The sequence below is a fragment of the Methyloglobulus sp. genome (genome assembly GCF_046714055.1).
Taxonomy (GTDB): domain Bacteria; phylum Pseudomonadota; class Gammaproteobacteria; order Methylococcales; family Methylomonadaceae; genus Methyloglobulus.
On record NZ_JBKKBJ010000145.1, the window covers coordinates 1 to 14,639 of the forward strand.

Annotated in this window: 14 protein-coding genes; 11 read left to right on the forward strand and 3 right to left on the reverse strand. The window is 47.0% G+C overall.

All coding sequences use genetic code 11. The features are described from left to right. Together ACLQ6D_RS08750 and ACLQ6D_RS08755 are read left to right on the forward strand one after the other, a co-directional pair. Positions 1 to 216, forward strand: a 216-nt coding sequence (locus ACLQ6D_RS08750; protein WP_411726901.1) for a lysyl oxidase family protein, incomplete at its 5' end; no start/stop codon positions are given. A 699-nt stretch (positions 217 to 915) separates the two neighbouring features. Beyond that, complete coding sequence (locus tag ACLQ6D_RS08755) at positions 916 to 2,133, forward strand: FAD-dependent monooxygenase (protein ID WP_411726902.1); 1,218 nt, start codon at positions 916 to 918, stop codon at positions 2,131 to 2,133. Here the strand turns inward: ACLQ6D_RS08755 and glnD are convergent. Then, positions 2,126 to 4,789, reverse strand: coding sequence for a [protein-PII] uridylyltransferase (gene glnD / locus ACLQ6D_RS08760; protein ID WP_411726903.1), 2,664 nt, complete (start codon positions 4,787 to 4,789; stop codon positions 2,126 to 2,128). The two genes, ACLQ6D_RS08755 and glnD, sit on opposite strands and share 8 nt — an antisense overlap. Then, complete coding sequence (gene map, locus ACLQ6D_RS08765; RefSeq protein ID WP_411726904.1) at positions 4,786 to 5,559, reverse strand: type I methionyl aminopeptidase; 774 nt, start codon at positions 5,557 to 5,559, stop codon at positions 4,786 to 4,788. Before map ends, glnD begins: the two co-directional genes overlap by 4 nt. 296 nt (positions 5,560 to 5,855) lie before the next feature. Between map and rpsB the strand changes: the two genes are divergently transcribed. The 9 genes from rpsB to ACLQ6D_RS08810 all read left to right on the forward strand — a co-directional run bounded on the left by rpsB (position 5,856) and on the right by ACLQ6D_RS08810 (position 14,170). After that, positions 5,856 to 6,596: a 30S ribosomal protein S2 gene (gene rpsB / locus ACLQ6D_RS08770; RefSeq protein WP_411726905.1), complete on the forward strand. Its 741-nt coding sequence runs from the start codon at positions 5,856 to 5,858 to the stop codon at positions 6,594 to 6,596. Positions 6,597 to 6,716: 120 nt separating this feature from the next. After that, positions 6,717 to 7,604, forward strand: a complete 888-nt coding sequence (tsf, locus tag ACLQ6D_RS08775) for a translation elongation factor Ts (protein ID WP_411726906.1) — start codon at positions 6,717 to 6,719, stop codon at positions 7,602 to 7,604. Between the two features lie 186 nt (positions 7,605 to 7,790). After that, positions 7,791 to 8,513, forward strand: coding sequence for a UMP kinase (pyrH, locus tag ACLQ6D_RS08780; protein WP_411726907.1), 723 nt, complete (start codon positions 7,791 to 7,793; stop codon positions 8,511 to 8,513). 1 nt (position 8,514) lies between these two features. Beyond that, complete coding sequence (frr, locus tag ACLQ6D_RS08785) at positions 8,515 to 9,072, forward strand: ribosome recycling factor (RefSeq protein ID WP_411726908.1); 558 nt, start codon at positions 8,515 to 8,517, stop codon at positions 9,070 to 9,072. Positions 9,073 to 9,086: 14 nt separating this feature from the next. Then, positions 9,087 to 9,854, forward strand: a complete 768-nt coding sequence (locus tag ACLQ6D_RS08790) for an isoprenyl transferase (protein ID WP_411726909.1) — start codon at positions 9,087 to 9,089, stop codon at positions 9,852 to 9,854. 18 nt (positions 9,855 to 9,872) lie between these two features. After that, entirely contained in the window at positions 9,873 to 10,823 is a 951-nt protein-coding gene (locus tag ACLQ6D_RS08795) for a phosphatidate cytidylyltransferase (protein WP_411726910.1), read from the forward strand. Then, positions 10,820 to 12,004: a 1-deoxy-D-xylulose-5-phosphate reductoisomerase gene (gene ispC, locus ACLQ6D_RS08800; RefSeq protein ID WP_411726911.1), complete on the forward strand. Its 1,185-nt coding sequence runs from the start codon at positions 10,820 to 10,822 to the stop codon at positions 12,002 to 12,004. Before ACLQ6D_RS08795 ends, ispC begins: the two co-directional genes overlap by 4 nt. Beyond that, a complete protein-coding gene (gene rseP / locus ACLQ6D_RS08805; protein ID WP_411726912.1) occupies positions 12,004 to 13,365 on the forward strand; it encodes an RIP metalloprotease RseP in 1,362 nt (453 codons plus the stop codon). Before ispC ends, rseP begins: the two co-directional genes overlap by 1 nt. An 82-nt stretch (positions 13,366 to 13,447) precedes the next feature. Beyond that, positions 13,448 to 14,170, forward strand: coding sequence for a DsbC family protein (locus ACLQ6D_RS08810; RefSeq protein ID WP_411726913.1), 723 nt, complete (start codon positions 13,448 to 13,450; stop codon positions 14,168 to 14,170). Between the two features lie 234 nt (positions 14,171 to 14,404). On the opposite strand, the gene ACLQ6D_RS08815 is transcribed toward ACLQ6D_RS08810, so the two are convergent. Beyond that, the coding region (locus tag ACLQ6D_RS08815) for a hypothetical protein (protein WP_411726914.1) at positions 14,405 to 14,639 on the reverse strand (235 nt) is incomplete at its 5' end.

A 14,639-nucleotide genomic window follows, 5' to 3' on the forward strand; every position in this document is an offset into this window, starting at 1 on the left:
AAACAGGGTATGTCGGTGGGATGGGGAGACACTTACGGGTATTGGCTTTCGGGGCAGGAAGTCGATTTCACAGGGAATCCCGATGGTACTTACCGACTCTTTATCGAGATCGATCCATATGATCGGCTCTACGAAACCAATGAGCTTGACAATGAGTCCTGTGTGCAGCTAGAAATCAGTAATTTGGCTGTTCGCAACGTTGGTGAATGTCCTTGATAACAGCCGAAAAAGGGGTGGGGTTACATTGCTGTGTATTTTATCCCGAACTTGATCCAATAATTTTTGGGCTTTCGGTTGGTCGGGTGGCATCGGTCTTGGTGTAATCATTAATGCTCTTAGCCTGGTAGGGTGGGCAAACAGCTTTATCGTTTGCCCACCATTTGTTGATAAAATTGGTGGGCAGAAAAGCGCGGTAGGGCGGATAAGACGCGCAAATTCTTCAACTTTCAGATCAGCAAAGGTTCTCCGCGCGGCGTAATCCGCCATTTCGATGGCCACAGCATTCGGCGGATTATACCCTTTAGGGCACAAGCTTGGTAGGGTGGGCAAACAGCTTTATAGTTTTCCACCATTTGCCTATAAAATCGGTTGTCATAAAAGCGTGCCCACCCTTGTATCTTAATCCCCCTGTCATGGTTCGCTACCCTGATGGGGCAGGAAGCGCGGTAGGGCGGATTAGACGCGCAAATTCTTCAACTTTCAGATAAGTAAAGGATTTCCGTGCGTCGTAAGCCGCCATTTCGATGGCGCAGCATTCGGCGGATTTCGTTGCGCCCAAAGCCCAATCAAAACTGATAGACCATGCATTTGCTCGTCTAATCCGCCAGCCCTAACGAAATTTTCACTTTAGTTGAGCCGTTTACCTGTATTTTTCGTATGATTATCCCGTTTGTTAAGCATGAATGGATGGAAAATATGAATCAGAGTTTTGATGTAATTATTGTGGGTGGCGGTATGGTGGGCGCTGCTGTGGCCTGTAGCCTGGGCGGCAGTCCGTTGCAAGTGGCTGTGGTCGAGAATGCGCCGCCGCATCCTTTTTCCTCGGATCAACCTCATGATTTGCGGGTGTCTGCGCTCAGTATCGCGTCCAAGAAAATCCTTGAAACCGTAGGCGCTTGGCAAGGCATAGAAAGCCGTAGGGCCTGCCCGTTCCGCCGGATGCGAGTGTGGGAAACGACAGGTGATACCGAGTTTTGCAGCGATGATATCAATTATCCACAATTAGGTTATATCGTAGAAAACAGGGTGATTCAATTGGCTTTGCTTGACCGTCTGGCCGATTTCGACAATATCACTCTTATATCGCCAGTGGTCATCAATAAAATTCAGTATTCCGTTGGAAATCCGACTGAAATAGCCTTCGATGATGGTCGTGTGTTATCGACAAAAATCTTGGTCGCCGCAGACGGCGGGCAATCTCGGGTCAGGCAAACCGTCGGTTTGGGCGTTACCAGTTGGGATTATAAGCAACACGCCTTGGTCATCTATATTGAGACAGAATATGGTCAGCAAGATATTACCTGGCAACGCTTTGTGCCGACTGGGCCACAGGCATTTTTGCCATTGACCGGACATTACGGCTCTATAGTCTGGTATCACTCGCCGGATGAGGTGAGCCGACTGAAAGCATTGCCGCATGAGGAGCTGAAAAGCGAATTAATGGCGGCATTCCCAGATGCTTTAGGCCAAGTTAAAAACGTGTTGGCGACGGCAAGTTTCCCCTTGAAACGTCAACACGCGCAAGCATACGTCAAGCCCGGCGTGGTCTTGGTGGGCGATGCCGCGCACATGATAAATCCGTTGGCGGGGCAGGGAGTTAACATCGGTTTGCTGGATGCTGCCGCTTTGGGCGAAGTGTTGGTTGATGCAGTTAAGCAAAATCTTGATCCGAGTGAATTAACGGTTTTAAAGAGGTATGAAAAAATGCGTCGTAATGAAAACCTGAAGATGATGACGGTCATGGATGTTTTTTATCAGGTTTTCAGCAATGAGATTCTGCCCGTTAAATTTTTGCGGAATCTGGGTTTAGGGCTTGCTGAGCGGATTCTTCCTGCAAAAAATAAGGTGATGCGTAATGCGATGGGTTTGGAAGGCAAGTTACCCAAACTGGCGCGGGGGGAACCAATTATTTGACCGCATATGTTGCATTCTTGGGTTTGATGTTATCCAGGACGTAGATTAACTCTTCGCGCAGTTGTTCTTGTTTGCCGGGGTCGGATATAGGCTGCGATTGTAAGTCAGTGATATGGAACATGTCCTCAACCCGGCTTCCTATCGTGGTTATCCGTGCGCTATGCAGGTTGATGTCGTGCTTGTTGAAAACCCGGCCAACTTGGGAGAGCAGCCCCGAGCGGTCAGTCGTAATAAGCTCGAGTATGGTCTGTTTGTTCAGCGGATCAGAATGGAACTGAATGATGGTGGGAATGGGAAAGTGCTCGGCTTGCCTGGATAGCCTATGAATATTTCTGTGTTCTTTTACGTCCTGATGCAATAGGTTATTACGCAAAGCGGTGCAAATATGGGCGATCCGGTACGATTCGTTGATGGGTTCTCCAGATTGTTCAAGCACTTGAAAAGTATTGAGTACATAATCGTCGTTTGTGGTCATGATCCTGGCATCAAGAATAGTAAGCCCTAATTGATCCAGCGTTGCCGTGCATAAAGAAAATGTAGCCCCAACATTTTTACCGTAAACAAAGACTTCCGCGCTGCCCCGGCGAGTTTGCGAGCGTAGGATAACCCAAGGCATGTCGGTTTCGCGGGCCGATGAGATGGCGGACGTATGCCAAGCGATTTCATCGGTGGAGTAACGCAAGAAATAATCATCGCTAACATGTTGCCATAAATTTTCCAGCGCAGACTCAGTGAAGCCTAGCCTAAGAAGCTCATCTTTAGCTTCTTTTTTGTGTTCTAGGATTCGATCTTCCAAGGCCAATGGATTTTGTAAGCCTCTGCGTAGTGCGCTGTGCGTCGCTGAGTAAAGTTCCTTAAGGAGTGAATCTTTCCAGGAATTCCATAGTTCAGGGCTGGTCGCACGGATGTCGGCGACGGTGAGCAGGTACAAATGGTTAAGATACTCGATACTGCCGACCTTTTGGGCAAATTCATGGATAACGTCCGGGTCGCTGATGTCCTTTCGCTGGGCAGTCATGGACATCACCAGATGGTTACGTACCAGCCATGTGACAAGTCTTCTGTCATGTGAAGAAAAGTCATGTTGACGGCAAAAATCCCTGGCAATTTCTTCGCCTATCGTCGAATGGTCACCGTTTTGTCCTTTGGCAATATCATGGAATAACGCCGCAACAAACAGGATTTCCTGTTTGTTGATTGATAAAAACACATCATTGCAGAAAGGCAGTTCATCCTGGTGTTTATCGAGTGAGAAACGCCGCAGGTTACGTATAACAAAAAGAGTATGTTCATTCACCGTATAGATGTGGAACAAGTCATATTGCATACGGGCAACGATATTAGCGAAACTAGGAAGATAAGCGGCTAAAACTCCGTAGCGGTTCATCCGCCTCAGTTGTGTAGTGATGCCATGCGGTTGCCGGAATATTTCCATAAACAAATGGTTTGCGGCCTTGTTTTTGCGAAAAGTGTCGTCGATAAGGTGCAGGTTTTTTCGGATAAGCCGGATCGTCGTGGCGCGGATGCCTTTAAGCGCCGTGTTTTTTTGCAGGATTAAAAAAATCTCCAGCAAGGCTAGGGGCTGGCGTTCAAAAACGTTTTCATCTTTGGCTTCAATATAATTGTTGATGACGACAAAGTGGCCGTTCAACGGTTCTGCTTCCTTGCTGGTTTCGCCGAGGACAAAGCGCTCGTTGAATAGTTGCAACAGCATTTCATTGAGACGTTGCAGTTCAAGGATGGTCTTGAAATAAAACTGCATGAATTGCTCGACATCCTCATTGTATTTCTGGTTCCCCGTACTGAAACCAAATTGCCGGGCGAGGTCCCGTTGGTAGTCGAAAATCAGTCGGTCTTCGCTGCGTCCGGTAAGCAGGTGCAAGGCATAGCGTATCCGCCATAATATGTGCAGGGCGGAAATGAGTTGCTTGTATTCGGATTCCGGTAAAAAACCGTATTTAATCAATTCCCGTAACGTCTTGGAATTGTAATGTCGCTTAAATACCCAGGTGATGACTTGCATATCACGCAACCCGCCTGGACCTTCTTTAATATTGGGTTCGAGATTATAGGCAGTGTCGTGGTATTTCGCGTAGCGGTGCTGTTGTTCCAGCATTTTGGCAGCAAAAAATTGGTCGGATGGCCAGATTTTGTCGGGCGTTATTTCATCCCTTAGCATTTGGTAAAGTGTTGCGCTACCGGTAATCAGCCGGTTTTCCATCAAACTGGTCATGATGGTTTGGTCGCTTATGGCGGCTGTCACGCATTGCTCAACCGACCGTACGCTTTGCCCTGGTTTTAAGCCAATATCCCAAAGAAAGTTAAGGAAATTGGTCAACATTTCCTGATAAACGGAAACAGGGTTGGCATCCAGTACGATGACAATATCAATATCGGAATGCGGGAATAGTTCCCTTCTGCCATAACCGCCAACGGCAATTAAGCACAGCTTTTCGGACTGATAGTCAAGAAAATGCTGCCAGCTAGAGGTCAGTATCTCATCAATAAAATCAGATTTTTCCTTAAGCAAGTCGCCGACGGATGTTTGCGGATCAAACTTTTGTTGAAGATCGAAGTCCTTTTGCTTAATGAGTTGTTTGAATTGCTGTAAATGTTCCTTCTCAGAAAACCAGTCGTATGTGATGGTTTTATTCATGCCAAGCTCATTTCTTCATGGCGTAAGGTCAGGATCTCGTAGCCATGCTCAGTGACCAGCACCGTGTGTTCCCATTGGGCGGACAGGCTACGGTCTTTGGTGACTGCCGTCCAGCCGTCCGCCAATACTTTAACATACCGCTTGCCCTGATTAAGCATGGGTTCAACGGTGATAATCATGCCTGCTTCAAGGGCTTCGCCATCACCGGCTTTGCCGTAGTGCAGGACGTGGGGATCTTCATGGAAGCTTTTGCCGATGCCATGTCCGCAAAATTCCCTGACGACTGAATAGCGGTTGGTTTCGGCATGTTTTTGTATCGCATGGCCGATGTCTCCCAGTGTGGTGCCTTGTTTGACCTGTTTAATGCCAAGATACATAGCCTCCTGCGTGATCTTGACCAAGCGTTTGGCATGAGGGCTAACTTCGCCTACGCAAAACATTTTGCTGGTGTCGCCGTGATAACCGTCTTTAATCACCGTAATGTCAACATTGATAATATCGCCGGATTTAAGTTTCTTATCGCTGGGAATGCCGTGGCATACGGTTTGGTTGATGGATGTGCAAATTGATTTAGGAAAGCCCCGGTAGTTGAGTGGGGCGGGAATAGCGCCTTGGGTGTTGACAATATAATCATGACAAATGTTATTCAACTCGTCGGTCGTCACCCCTGGGACAATATGAGTCCCAATTATTTCCAAAACTTGGGATGCCAGTTTTCCGGCGACACGCATTTTCTCAATCTCGTTTTCGGTTTTAATGATGATGGGCATAACAAATACAAGGCAAAAGGCTCAAGGCAAAAGGCTCAAACTGCAAATTGCATGGGTATTTAGCCTTGCGCCTTTTGCCTATGTAATATTTGTGATTTTAACAGAGTTCGGCTTGTTGTAAAAAACTGATTATGGTATAAATACGAGTTAATTTATACAACAAATACTCACGCCTATCGTCACGCTTGGTAGGGTGCTGGCTTTACAAACTTAAAGCTGGTTACTGGACGGGATAAGCGGAGGCTTAACCCAACCCGAAACCAAGGTTTCGGAGATACAATCTTTAGGAGAAATGAATGTCGGCAGTATCAATGCGTCAAATGCTTGAAGCGGGAGTCCATTTTGGGCACCAGACCCGTTATTGGAATCCAAAAATGGCTAATTACCTGTTCGGTTCCCGTAACAAAATCCATATCATCAATCTGGAAAAAACGCTTCCAATGTACAACGATGCGATGAACTATCTGGGTCAGATGGCAGCAAATAAGGGTACTGTACTATTTGTCGGCACCAAAAAATCAGCACGTAAAGCCGTTGCAGAAGAGGCGTTGCGTTGCGGTATGCCTTATGTCAACCACCGCTGGTTAGGCGGTATGTTAACCAACTTTAAAACCATAAAAAAATCGGTCTCACGCCTTAAAGAACTGGAAGCCATGAAGGCAGACGGTACCTTATACCAACGCTTCGGCAAAAAAGAAGCCTTGGGCATGGAACGCGAACTGGAAAAACTGGAACGCAGTTTGGGCGGAATCAAAGACATGAAAGGCATTCCCGATGCGATTTTCGTGATGGATGTCGGTTACGAGAAAAATGCGATTGGGGAAGCAAAAAAACTGGGTATCCCTGTGGTGGGGGTTGTTGATTCCAACAATTCACCAGAGGATGTTGATTATGTCATTCCGGGCAACGATGATTCAATCAGGGCGGTAAAACTCTATTGTGAAGGCGTTTCTGCGGCAGTTATTGACGCCAAGTCTGCCGCCTTGGGTTTGTCCGCTAAGGTTGATGATTTTGTTGAGGAAGCGGCAGCGGAATAACAAGCTGATTGGGATTTTTATACAGGCCGTTGATGTGATGGCTGTGGGCATGATCGGCCAATAAACGCCTCCTTAATGGGGGCGTTTTTATAGAGTTAAACACTTAAGAGATTATAGATAATGAGCGAAACAATTAGCGCGGCAATGGTCAAGGAATTGCGTGAGCGGACCAGTTCCGGCATGATGGAATGCAAAAAAGCTTTGGTTGAGGCCAATGGCGATATGGAACTGGCCATAGAGAACATGCGTAAATCCGGTTTGGCCAAGGCGGATAAAAAATCAGGCCGTATTGCGGCTGAAGGGATCATTGGCGTAAAGGTGAGTGACAACGGCAAAACAGTCGCAATGGTGGATGTCAACTGCGAGACTGATTTTGTTGCCAAGGCGGATGATTTCGTCAAATTCGTCAACGGCATAACCACAACCTTGTTAAGTGCGCCTATTACGACTGAAGACGAGTTACTGGCTATGAAGCTGGCGGATGGCCAGATTGTTGATGAATTACGCAGGAACCTCATCGCTAAATTAGGTGAAAACATAGCCGTGCGGCGTTTTCAAAAATACCAGACAGCAACGGGCGGCACCGCCTGTTATTTGCATGGCAGCAAGATTGGCGTGATTGTTGAGTTAACCGCTGCCAATCCTGAGCTAGGCAAAGACATCGCCATGCACATCGCCGCAAGTAAGCCAATCTGTGTGTCAGAAGGTCAGGTCGCCCCAGAAACCATCGAAAAGGAAAAAGAAATTTTCAGGGCGCAAGCGGCTGAAAGTGGCAAACCGACCGATATTATTGAAAAAATGGTGACCGGGCGAATCAGTAAGTTTTTTGCGGAAGTCACGTTGTTGGGCCAGCCGTTTATCAAGGACGACAAACTGACAGTCGGTAAATTAGTTGCATCGAAAGCTAATAATGTTGTGCGTTTTACCCGCTTTGAAGTCGGTGAAGGCATAGAGAAGAAGGAAGAAAATTTTGCCGAAGAAGTGATGGCGCAGGTCAGGGGAAGTTGAGGCAAGCCTGGCTAAGGTGTATTAACCACAGAGAACACGAAGGGCACGAAGACAGTAATCCCGTTAATTGAACCTATTGAAAACTTCGTGTTCTCTGTGTTCTTCGTGGTTATTGTCTCGATTTATGGTAAGCACACTGCTTTCGTAGCTTTTGTCCTTGACCACAAAACTTGATCTAAACAGGCTATGACAAACACAATTTGCCAAAGAATATTGCTGAAATTGAGTGGTGAAGCCCTGATGAGTGAAGCGGGCGGCAGCATTGATGCCGATATACTCAAACGGCTGGCTTTGGAGATCATAGAGTTATGCGGCATGGGCATTCAGGTGGGTCTGGTCATTGGGGGCGGCAATATTTTGCGCGGCGCCCAAAAAGCGGCGGAAGGCCTGGATCGGGTAACCGGTGACCAGATGGGTATGCTGGCTACCGTGATTAACGCCTTAGCCATGCAGGATGCACTGGAACATTTGGGACAGCCGGTTAGGGTCATGTCGGCGCTGAAAATCAACCAGGTTTGTGAAGATTACATCCGCCGTCGAGCCGTTCGGCATTTGGAAAAAGGTCGGGTTGTCGTGTTTGCGGCAGGAACTGGAAACCCTTTTTTTACGACTGATTCAGCGGCCAGTCTTAGGGCCATCGAAATCAACGCGGAACTGATGATTAAGGCCACCAAAGTCAAAGGTGTGTATTCTGCCGATCCTGAAAAAGTAAAGGATGCAGTTTTCTATCCGCGTTTAACTTATGATGAAGCGTTGGATCAACGCCTGAATGTCATGGACACGACCGCGTTGGTATTATGCAGGGACAATAATGTCCTCATGCGGGTCATGAATATTTTTGAAAAAGGCGCGGTTAAAAGGCTGATGTTGGGCGAAGAGATAGGTTCTCTTATTGAACGAGGAACGTAAGATGATTAGTGATATTCAACAGGATGCTGCAACCCGTATGGGTAAAAGTATTGAAGCCCTGAAACACGAGTTCTCCAAGATCAGGACAGGGCGGGCGCATCCCAGTTTGCTAGACCAAATTAGCGTCTCGTACTATGGCAATGAGTCCTCTTTGTCGCAAGTTGCCAATATAGCCGTGGAAGATGCGCGGACCTTGACCATTACCCCCTGGGAAAAAAACATGGTTCAAGTCATTGAAAAAGCCATACTGAAATCCGACCTGGGCTTGAATCCTGCTACCAATGGCATGGTGATTCGTATCCCTTTGCCGTCACTAACAGAAGAACGCCGCCGAAGTCTGGTCAAGGTGGTAAAAAATGAAGCGGAGAATGGTCGGGTTGCGATCCGAAATATTCGCCGTGATGCCAATGCAGAAATCAAAGAAGCGCTGAAAGAAAAACTGATATCTGAAGATGAAGCGCGTGGTGCGGAAGAGAAAATTCAAAAATTAACGGATCAGTATGTCAAAGAAGTCGAGAAATTGTTGGAAGCTAAAGAAGCCGATCTACTGTCAATTTAGCAAGGAATTATTCAATGGCTACTGATGACAAGCATAGTTTGATAACCGAAAACGGTATTCCGCGCCATATCGCGATTATCATGGACGGAAATGGCAGATGGGCCGAAAAAAGATTTATGCCCCGTGCTTTTGGTCATCAAGCGGGCGTTAAGGCGGTCAGGAAAATTGTTGAACACTGTGCTGAACTAGGTGTTGAAGTGTTGACCTTGTTCGCGTTTAGCAGCGAAAACTGGCATCGGCCCAAAGAAGAAGTTTCCTTGTTAATGTCGCTGTTTGTCGAAACCCTGCAAAGGGAAATCGACACATTGGACAAAAATGGCATTTGCGTTCGGTTTATTGGCGACAGGTCGGCTTTTCCGGTGGTTTTACAAGAAAAAATACTAGAAGGGGAAGCGCAGACTAAGGACAATAAAGCATTAACCTTAGTGATAGCGGCTAACTACGGTGGGCATTGGGATATGTGCCAGGCAGTCCAGAGGGTTGTCGATAAAATGACGATTGGGGAATTAAGCAAACAGCCCATTAGTCCAGGACTTATCAAGGAACATTTATCGACAGCCGACTTGCCAGACCCCGATTTCTTTATCAGGACGGGTGGCGAAGAACGGGTCAGCAATTTTTTGTTATGGCAACTGGCTTATACAGAACTCTATTTTACAACGACACTCTGGCCGGATTTCGACCAGAATTCACTGGACGATGCCATCAATAGTTTTAAAAGCCGCCAACGGCGCTTTGGACATACGGGTGAGCAAATACTCAATAAAACAGCCTTACTTTAACCTTAGACAATAATAAAAATGTTACTACAGCGAGTGATTACGGCCGCCATTTTGGCGCCATTGGTCGTCATGGCAGTGTTTTTTGTGCCTGGAGACTATTTTTCTTTGGTCTTTGGCCTGATTATCCTGATGGCCGCTTGGGAATGGAGCCACCTTATCGGCATCAATGAGCCTTCCAGGAAATACTTGTTTCTTTTGGGTTTGCTTGTGCCAATGTTATGGATACATTTTTGGACGCAGTTCCTGGAAGGGCTGCAATATGTTATCGAAACTGCACAACAAGATGTTTATCAACATGCCAAAAAAGTCGGTTGGACAACCATCAGCACATTTATGGAATATCTAAATGTGCCGGATGTCAGGTTATATTCAGGGATATTAGAGTGGTTTGTTATTCCGCCGGTGATATTTTGGGTTCTCGTTATGGCACTCATTAAACACACCCCGACAGGTGTTTTAAAACTGGAATTGAAACCTCGCCACAAAGCATGGCTAGGTTGGTTTGTTTTGATTGTGGCATGGATGTTTCTAGTCCGGTTGAGAATCCTTTACGGAGCGGAAATGACCATGTATTTCTTGCTCCTGATTTGGGCAGCCGATATTGCTGCCTATTTCGTGGGTAAAAAATTTGGACAAACCAAATTGGCGCCTGAAATTAGCCCAGGCAAAACCACTGCTGGATTTTATGGGGCGTTATTTGCAGGTGTGGCTTGTGGCGTAGTATTGAGCCTGATTTATGGATTTCCGCTTATCAATGCCTCCGACATTATATTGCTGTCGGTATTGACTGTTTTAATTTCCATTTATGGGGATTTGTTCTTTAGCGTGGTCAAACGCCAAAGTGGCGTGAAGGAAAGCGGCTGCATACTGCCCGGTCATGGTGGAATTCTTGACAGGATTGACAGCTTGATCGCGGCAACGCCATTTTTTTACGCGGGCATCTACCTGATTTACAGGATGATTGAATGAAAGGCCTTTGTATACTTGGTGCAACCGGTTCAATTGGCGTAAGCACCCTGGATGTCGCGGCGCGGCATCCGCACCTGTACAAAATCGTGGCCTTAACGGCAAATTCCAATATCGATGTTTTATTCGAGCAATGCCTCGAACACCATCCCCAGTATTCTGTTGTAGTGGATGAAAGCAAGTCCCAGGAATTTAAGGATAAAATCAGCAAATCTGCGGTATCTGGCATTAAAGTATTAACAGGATCTAAGGCACTGGAAGAAGTCGCCACATTGGATGAAGTAGATTCGGTGATGGCAGCTATCGTCGGTGCGGCGGGTTTGCTACCCAGCCTTGCTGCGGCAAAAGCGGGTAAAACCGTGTTGCTTGCCAATAAAGAAGCCCTGGTCATGTCCGGGGATATATTTATGGATGCGGTTTCAGCGTCTGGCGCACATCTACTGCCCATAGACAGCGAACACAACGCCATCTTCCAGTGTATGCCCGCCCATTATCAGACAGGCACTGACGGCAAGCAGGTCAGGCGCATACTATTGACGGCATCGGGTGGCCCGTTTAGGGAAATGCCGATAGAGCTAATGGCCGATGTCACCCCGGAACAGGCGGTCGCGCACCCCAATTGGGACATGGGCAAAAAGATCTCCGTGGATTCGGCCACCATGATGAATAAGGGCTTGGAAATGATCGAAGCCTGTTTGTTATTCAACATGTCGCCAGACCAGATACAAGTGGTTATCCATCCCCAAAGCGTGATCCATTCCATGGTCGATTATGTCGATGGCACTGTGTTGGCGCAAATGGGCAATCCTGATATGCGGATACCGATTGCCCACGCGATGGCGTGGCCGGAACGTTTTGATTCGGGAGCCAAGCCCCTGAATATCTTTGATGTGCGGCGCATGGATTTTGAAGAGCCGAACCTGCAACGTTTTCCGTGTTTGCGTTTGGCTTACAAGGCCATTAATGCAGGCGGAACCATGCCAACCGTACTCAATGCCGCTAATGAAATTGCTGTGGAGGCCTTTTTGGATAGACGGGTAAAATTCACTGATATTCCAGTCATTATCGAAAAGTGTATGGAAACTATAGCGGTCACAGTGGCAGACAGTTTGGCGGTTATCCTGGAAAATGACCAGCAAGCCAGGTCGGTTGCCAAGCAAATTATTGCTGATATAAACACCTGATGGATTTGTTACATACCCTGTTTTTTTTCGTCGTAGCCATAGGCATCCTGATTTCATTCCATGAATTCGGCCATTTCTGGGTTGCCCGTAAAACCGGGGTCAAAGTGCTCAGGTTTTCCGTAGGTTTTGGCAAAGTGTTGTGGTCGCGCCAAAAAAGCCCTGATGACACAGAATATGTCTTGTCAGCGATTCCCTTGGGCGGTTACGTCAAAATGGTCGATGAACGGGAGGGTGAAGTCAAACCGGAAGACTTGCCGTTTGCCTTTAATCGGCAATTGCTCTGGGTCAGGACTGCGATTGTAGCGGCTGGGCCGGTGTTTAACCTGATGCTGGCATTCGCCCTGTTTTGGGGCGTGTTGGTCTTGGGCGAAACCGGACTGAGACCTGTACTCGGTGAAGTGAAACAAGGTACGCTTGCCGCAGCCGCAGGTTTTGTCGAAGGTGAAGAAATCATCTCAGTGAGCGGTAAGGTCACCAAGACCTGGACGGAGGCAATGAGTACCCTGATTACTTCCGCAATGGATGGCGAGCCGAATATTAAAGTTAAGGTAAAGAATATTGCGGATGAGCAAAATGACAGGGTACTGACCTTAACTGAGAGTGATAGTCAAGATTCAGAAAAGCTCTACGGACGTTTGGGATTCAAACCCTGGTCGCCCAAATTAAAACCAATCATCAATGAAGTCCTTCCTGATGGCGCGGCCTTGGCGGCTGGCCTGAAAAAAGATGATTTAATTATCAGCGCGGACGGAACGCCGATAACAGATTGGATGCAATGGGTGGATTACGTAAAAAAACGCCCTGACATCACTATCAGCTTGGTGATAGACCGTCAAGGAATGCAATTAACCTTGCCGATTACCCCAAAAAGTGTACAGCCCGGTGAGGAAACTGAAGGTAAAATCGGCGCATCGGTAACTATGCCGGAAGGATTGTTGAAATCCATGACGGTTGAATATTCTTTGCCACCGCTAGAGGCGATTCCGGTAGCGTTCAAGACCACCTACGATTATTCCATTATGACCTTAAGGATGATGGGCAAGATGCTTATCGGCAAGGCATCCGTCAAGAATTTGAGCGGCCCCATCAGTATTGCCCAGATTGCAGGGGAATCAGCCAATATGGGACTGGTGTATTTCATTAAGTTCATGGCGGTGGTCAGTGTGAGTTTAGGGGTGCTAAACTTATTGCCGATACCCGTGCTTGATGGCGGCCATCTCATGTTTTTCGGCATCGAAGCTATTAAAGGCAGTCCCGTTTCAGAAAAAGTGCAGATTTTTTTCCAGCAGATTGGTATGGCGCTGTTGTTGTTACTGATGGTTACGGCTATGGTTGTCGATGTTCAGCGTTTGGTTGATTGATGCTTTATTGTCAGGATGTGAACGAATCCCTGGTCAATAACTCCTACCCTATGAATAACATAACTTTTCAGCAGAGAAACCCATGAAAAAAATAACCCAGATCACCGGATTGTTACTGCTTGCCTTGTTCCTCCCTTTTGCCAACGCAGATGAGGCGGCGATTAGGAAAGCGATAGAAAAGACCATGCCGACCGCAAAGATCGAATCCATCAAGCCCTCTGAAATACAAGGGTTATATGAAGTTATTTTGGGTTCCAGTATCTACTATGTGTCTGATGATGGTAAGTATTTACTACAAGGGCGCTTGGTTGACGTGGAAAACCGGGTTGATTTAACAGAGCAAAAACTGGGCGCTACCCGTAAGACGGCGTTGGAAAAAATGGGTGTGGACAATATGATTGTGTTTAAGCCTAAAATAGGCAAGTACAAGGTATCCATATTCACTGACATTGATTGCGGATATTGCCGTAAACTGCATTCCGAAATTGACCAATACCTAGCTGAAGGCATCACGATCCAGTATTTGTTTTTCCCAAGGGCGGGAAAAGGTTCGGATTCTTATGACAAGGCGGTGTCGGTTTGGTGTGCTAAAGAACGTAACGCAGCGTTAACAGCGGCGAAAAAAGACCAGAAACTGGAACACAAAACCTGCGCTAACCCAGTCGATAAACACATGCAATTGGCTACCGAATTCGATGTGAAAGGTACGCCGATGATAGTGACCGAAAACGGCAATATTCTCCCAGGTTATTTACCAGCAAAACAACTGCTTGAGACCTTGCAAGGCGAGCAAACTGCCCAATAGATTTAGTTTTGACAAGTCTCTCAGTCGGACGGGGTATGTTGCCCGTTCGTAGGGTTTCTGCGCGGTTCAGAAATACCAACACAAGCAAAACGTTTAGGATGGGGTTTCAAACCCAATGCCGTTAAGTTAAGCGATTTAATTCATTCTCCCTTGAGGGAGAAGGTTAGGATGAGGGGTGTAAACGTTTGATTTTAACTTCCCCACCCCCCTCTCCAGCAGGAGAGGGGGGCTTTCTTAACTTAACGGCATTGGGTGCGAACCTCCGCAAGCTTCCATGCCTACCAAACACGACGACAGGTTGGCAAAATAAGCCAACAGTCGCTCCCGTTTGAGCTTTTTGTACAACCGCTGCGAGACAGGAGTCGAGTAGTCCCCAGAAGCGATAGGGCTGGGCGTTTTCACGAAGCGTTTTTTTGCGTAGTGAAAATGCAAAGCATTCCGACATCGCGTCGAGTCATTGCGTAACCAA

Excerpts from the sequence above, each read along its gene's own strand:
- ACLQ6D_RS08755 (WP_411726902.1), top strand. The coding sequence starts at position 916 with ATGAATCAGAGTTTTGATGTAATTATTGTGGGTGGCGGTATGGTGGGC.
- glnD (WP_411726903.1), bottom strand. The coding sequence starts at position 4,789 with ATGAATAAAACCATCACATACGACTGGTTTTCTGAGAAGGAACATTTA.
- map (WP_411726904.1), bottom strand. The coding sequence starts at position 5,559 with ATGCCCATCATCATTAAAACCGAAAACGAGATTGAGAAAATGCGTGTC.
- rpsB (WP_411726905.1), top strand. The coding sequence starts at position 5,856 with ATGTCGGCAGTATCAATGCGTCAAATGCTTGAAGCGGGAGTCCATTTT.
- tsf (WP_411726906.1), top strand. The coding sequence starts at position 6,717 with ATGAGCGAAACAATTAGCGCGGCAATGGTCAAGGAATTGCGTGAGCGG.
- pyrH (WP_411726907.1), top strand. The coding sequence starts at position 7,791 with ATGACAAACACAATTTGCCAAAGAATATTGCTGAAATTGAGTGGTGAA.
- frr (WP_411726908.1), top strand. The coding sequence starts at position 8,515 with ATGATTAGTGATATTCAACAGGATGCTGCAACCCGTATGGGTAAAAGT.
- ACLQ6D_RS08790 (WP_411726909.1), top strand. The coding sequence starts at position 9,087 with ATGGCTACTGATGACAAGCATAGTTTGATAACCGAAAACGGTATTCCG.
- ACLQ6D_RS08795 (WP_411726910.1), top strand. The coding sequence starts at position 9,873 with ATGTTACTACAGCGAGTGATTACGGCCGCCATTTTGGCGCCATTGGTC.
- ispC (WP_411726911.1), top strand. The coding sequence starts at position 10,820 with ATGAAAGGCCTTTGTATACTTGGTGCAACCGGTTCAATTGGCGTAAGC.
- rseP (WP_411726912.1), top strand. The coding sequence starts at position 12,004 with ATGGATTTGTTACATACCCTGTTTTTTTTCGTCGTAGCCATAGGCATC.
- ACLQ6D_RS08810 (WP_411726913.1), top strand. The coding sequence starts at position 13,448 with ATGAAAAAAATAACCCAGATCACCGGATTGTTACTGCTTGCCTTGTTC.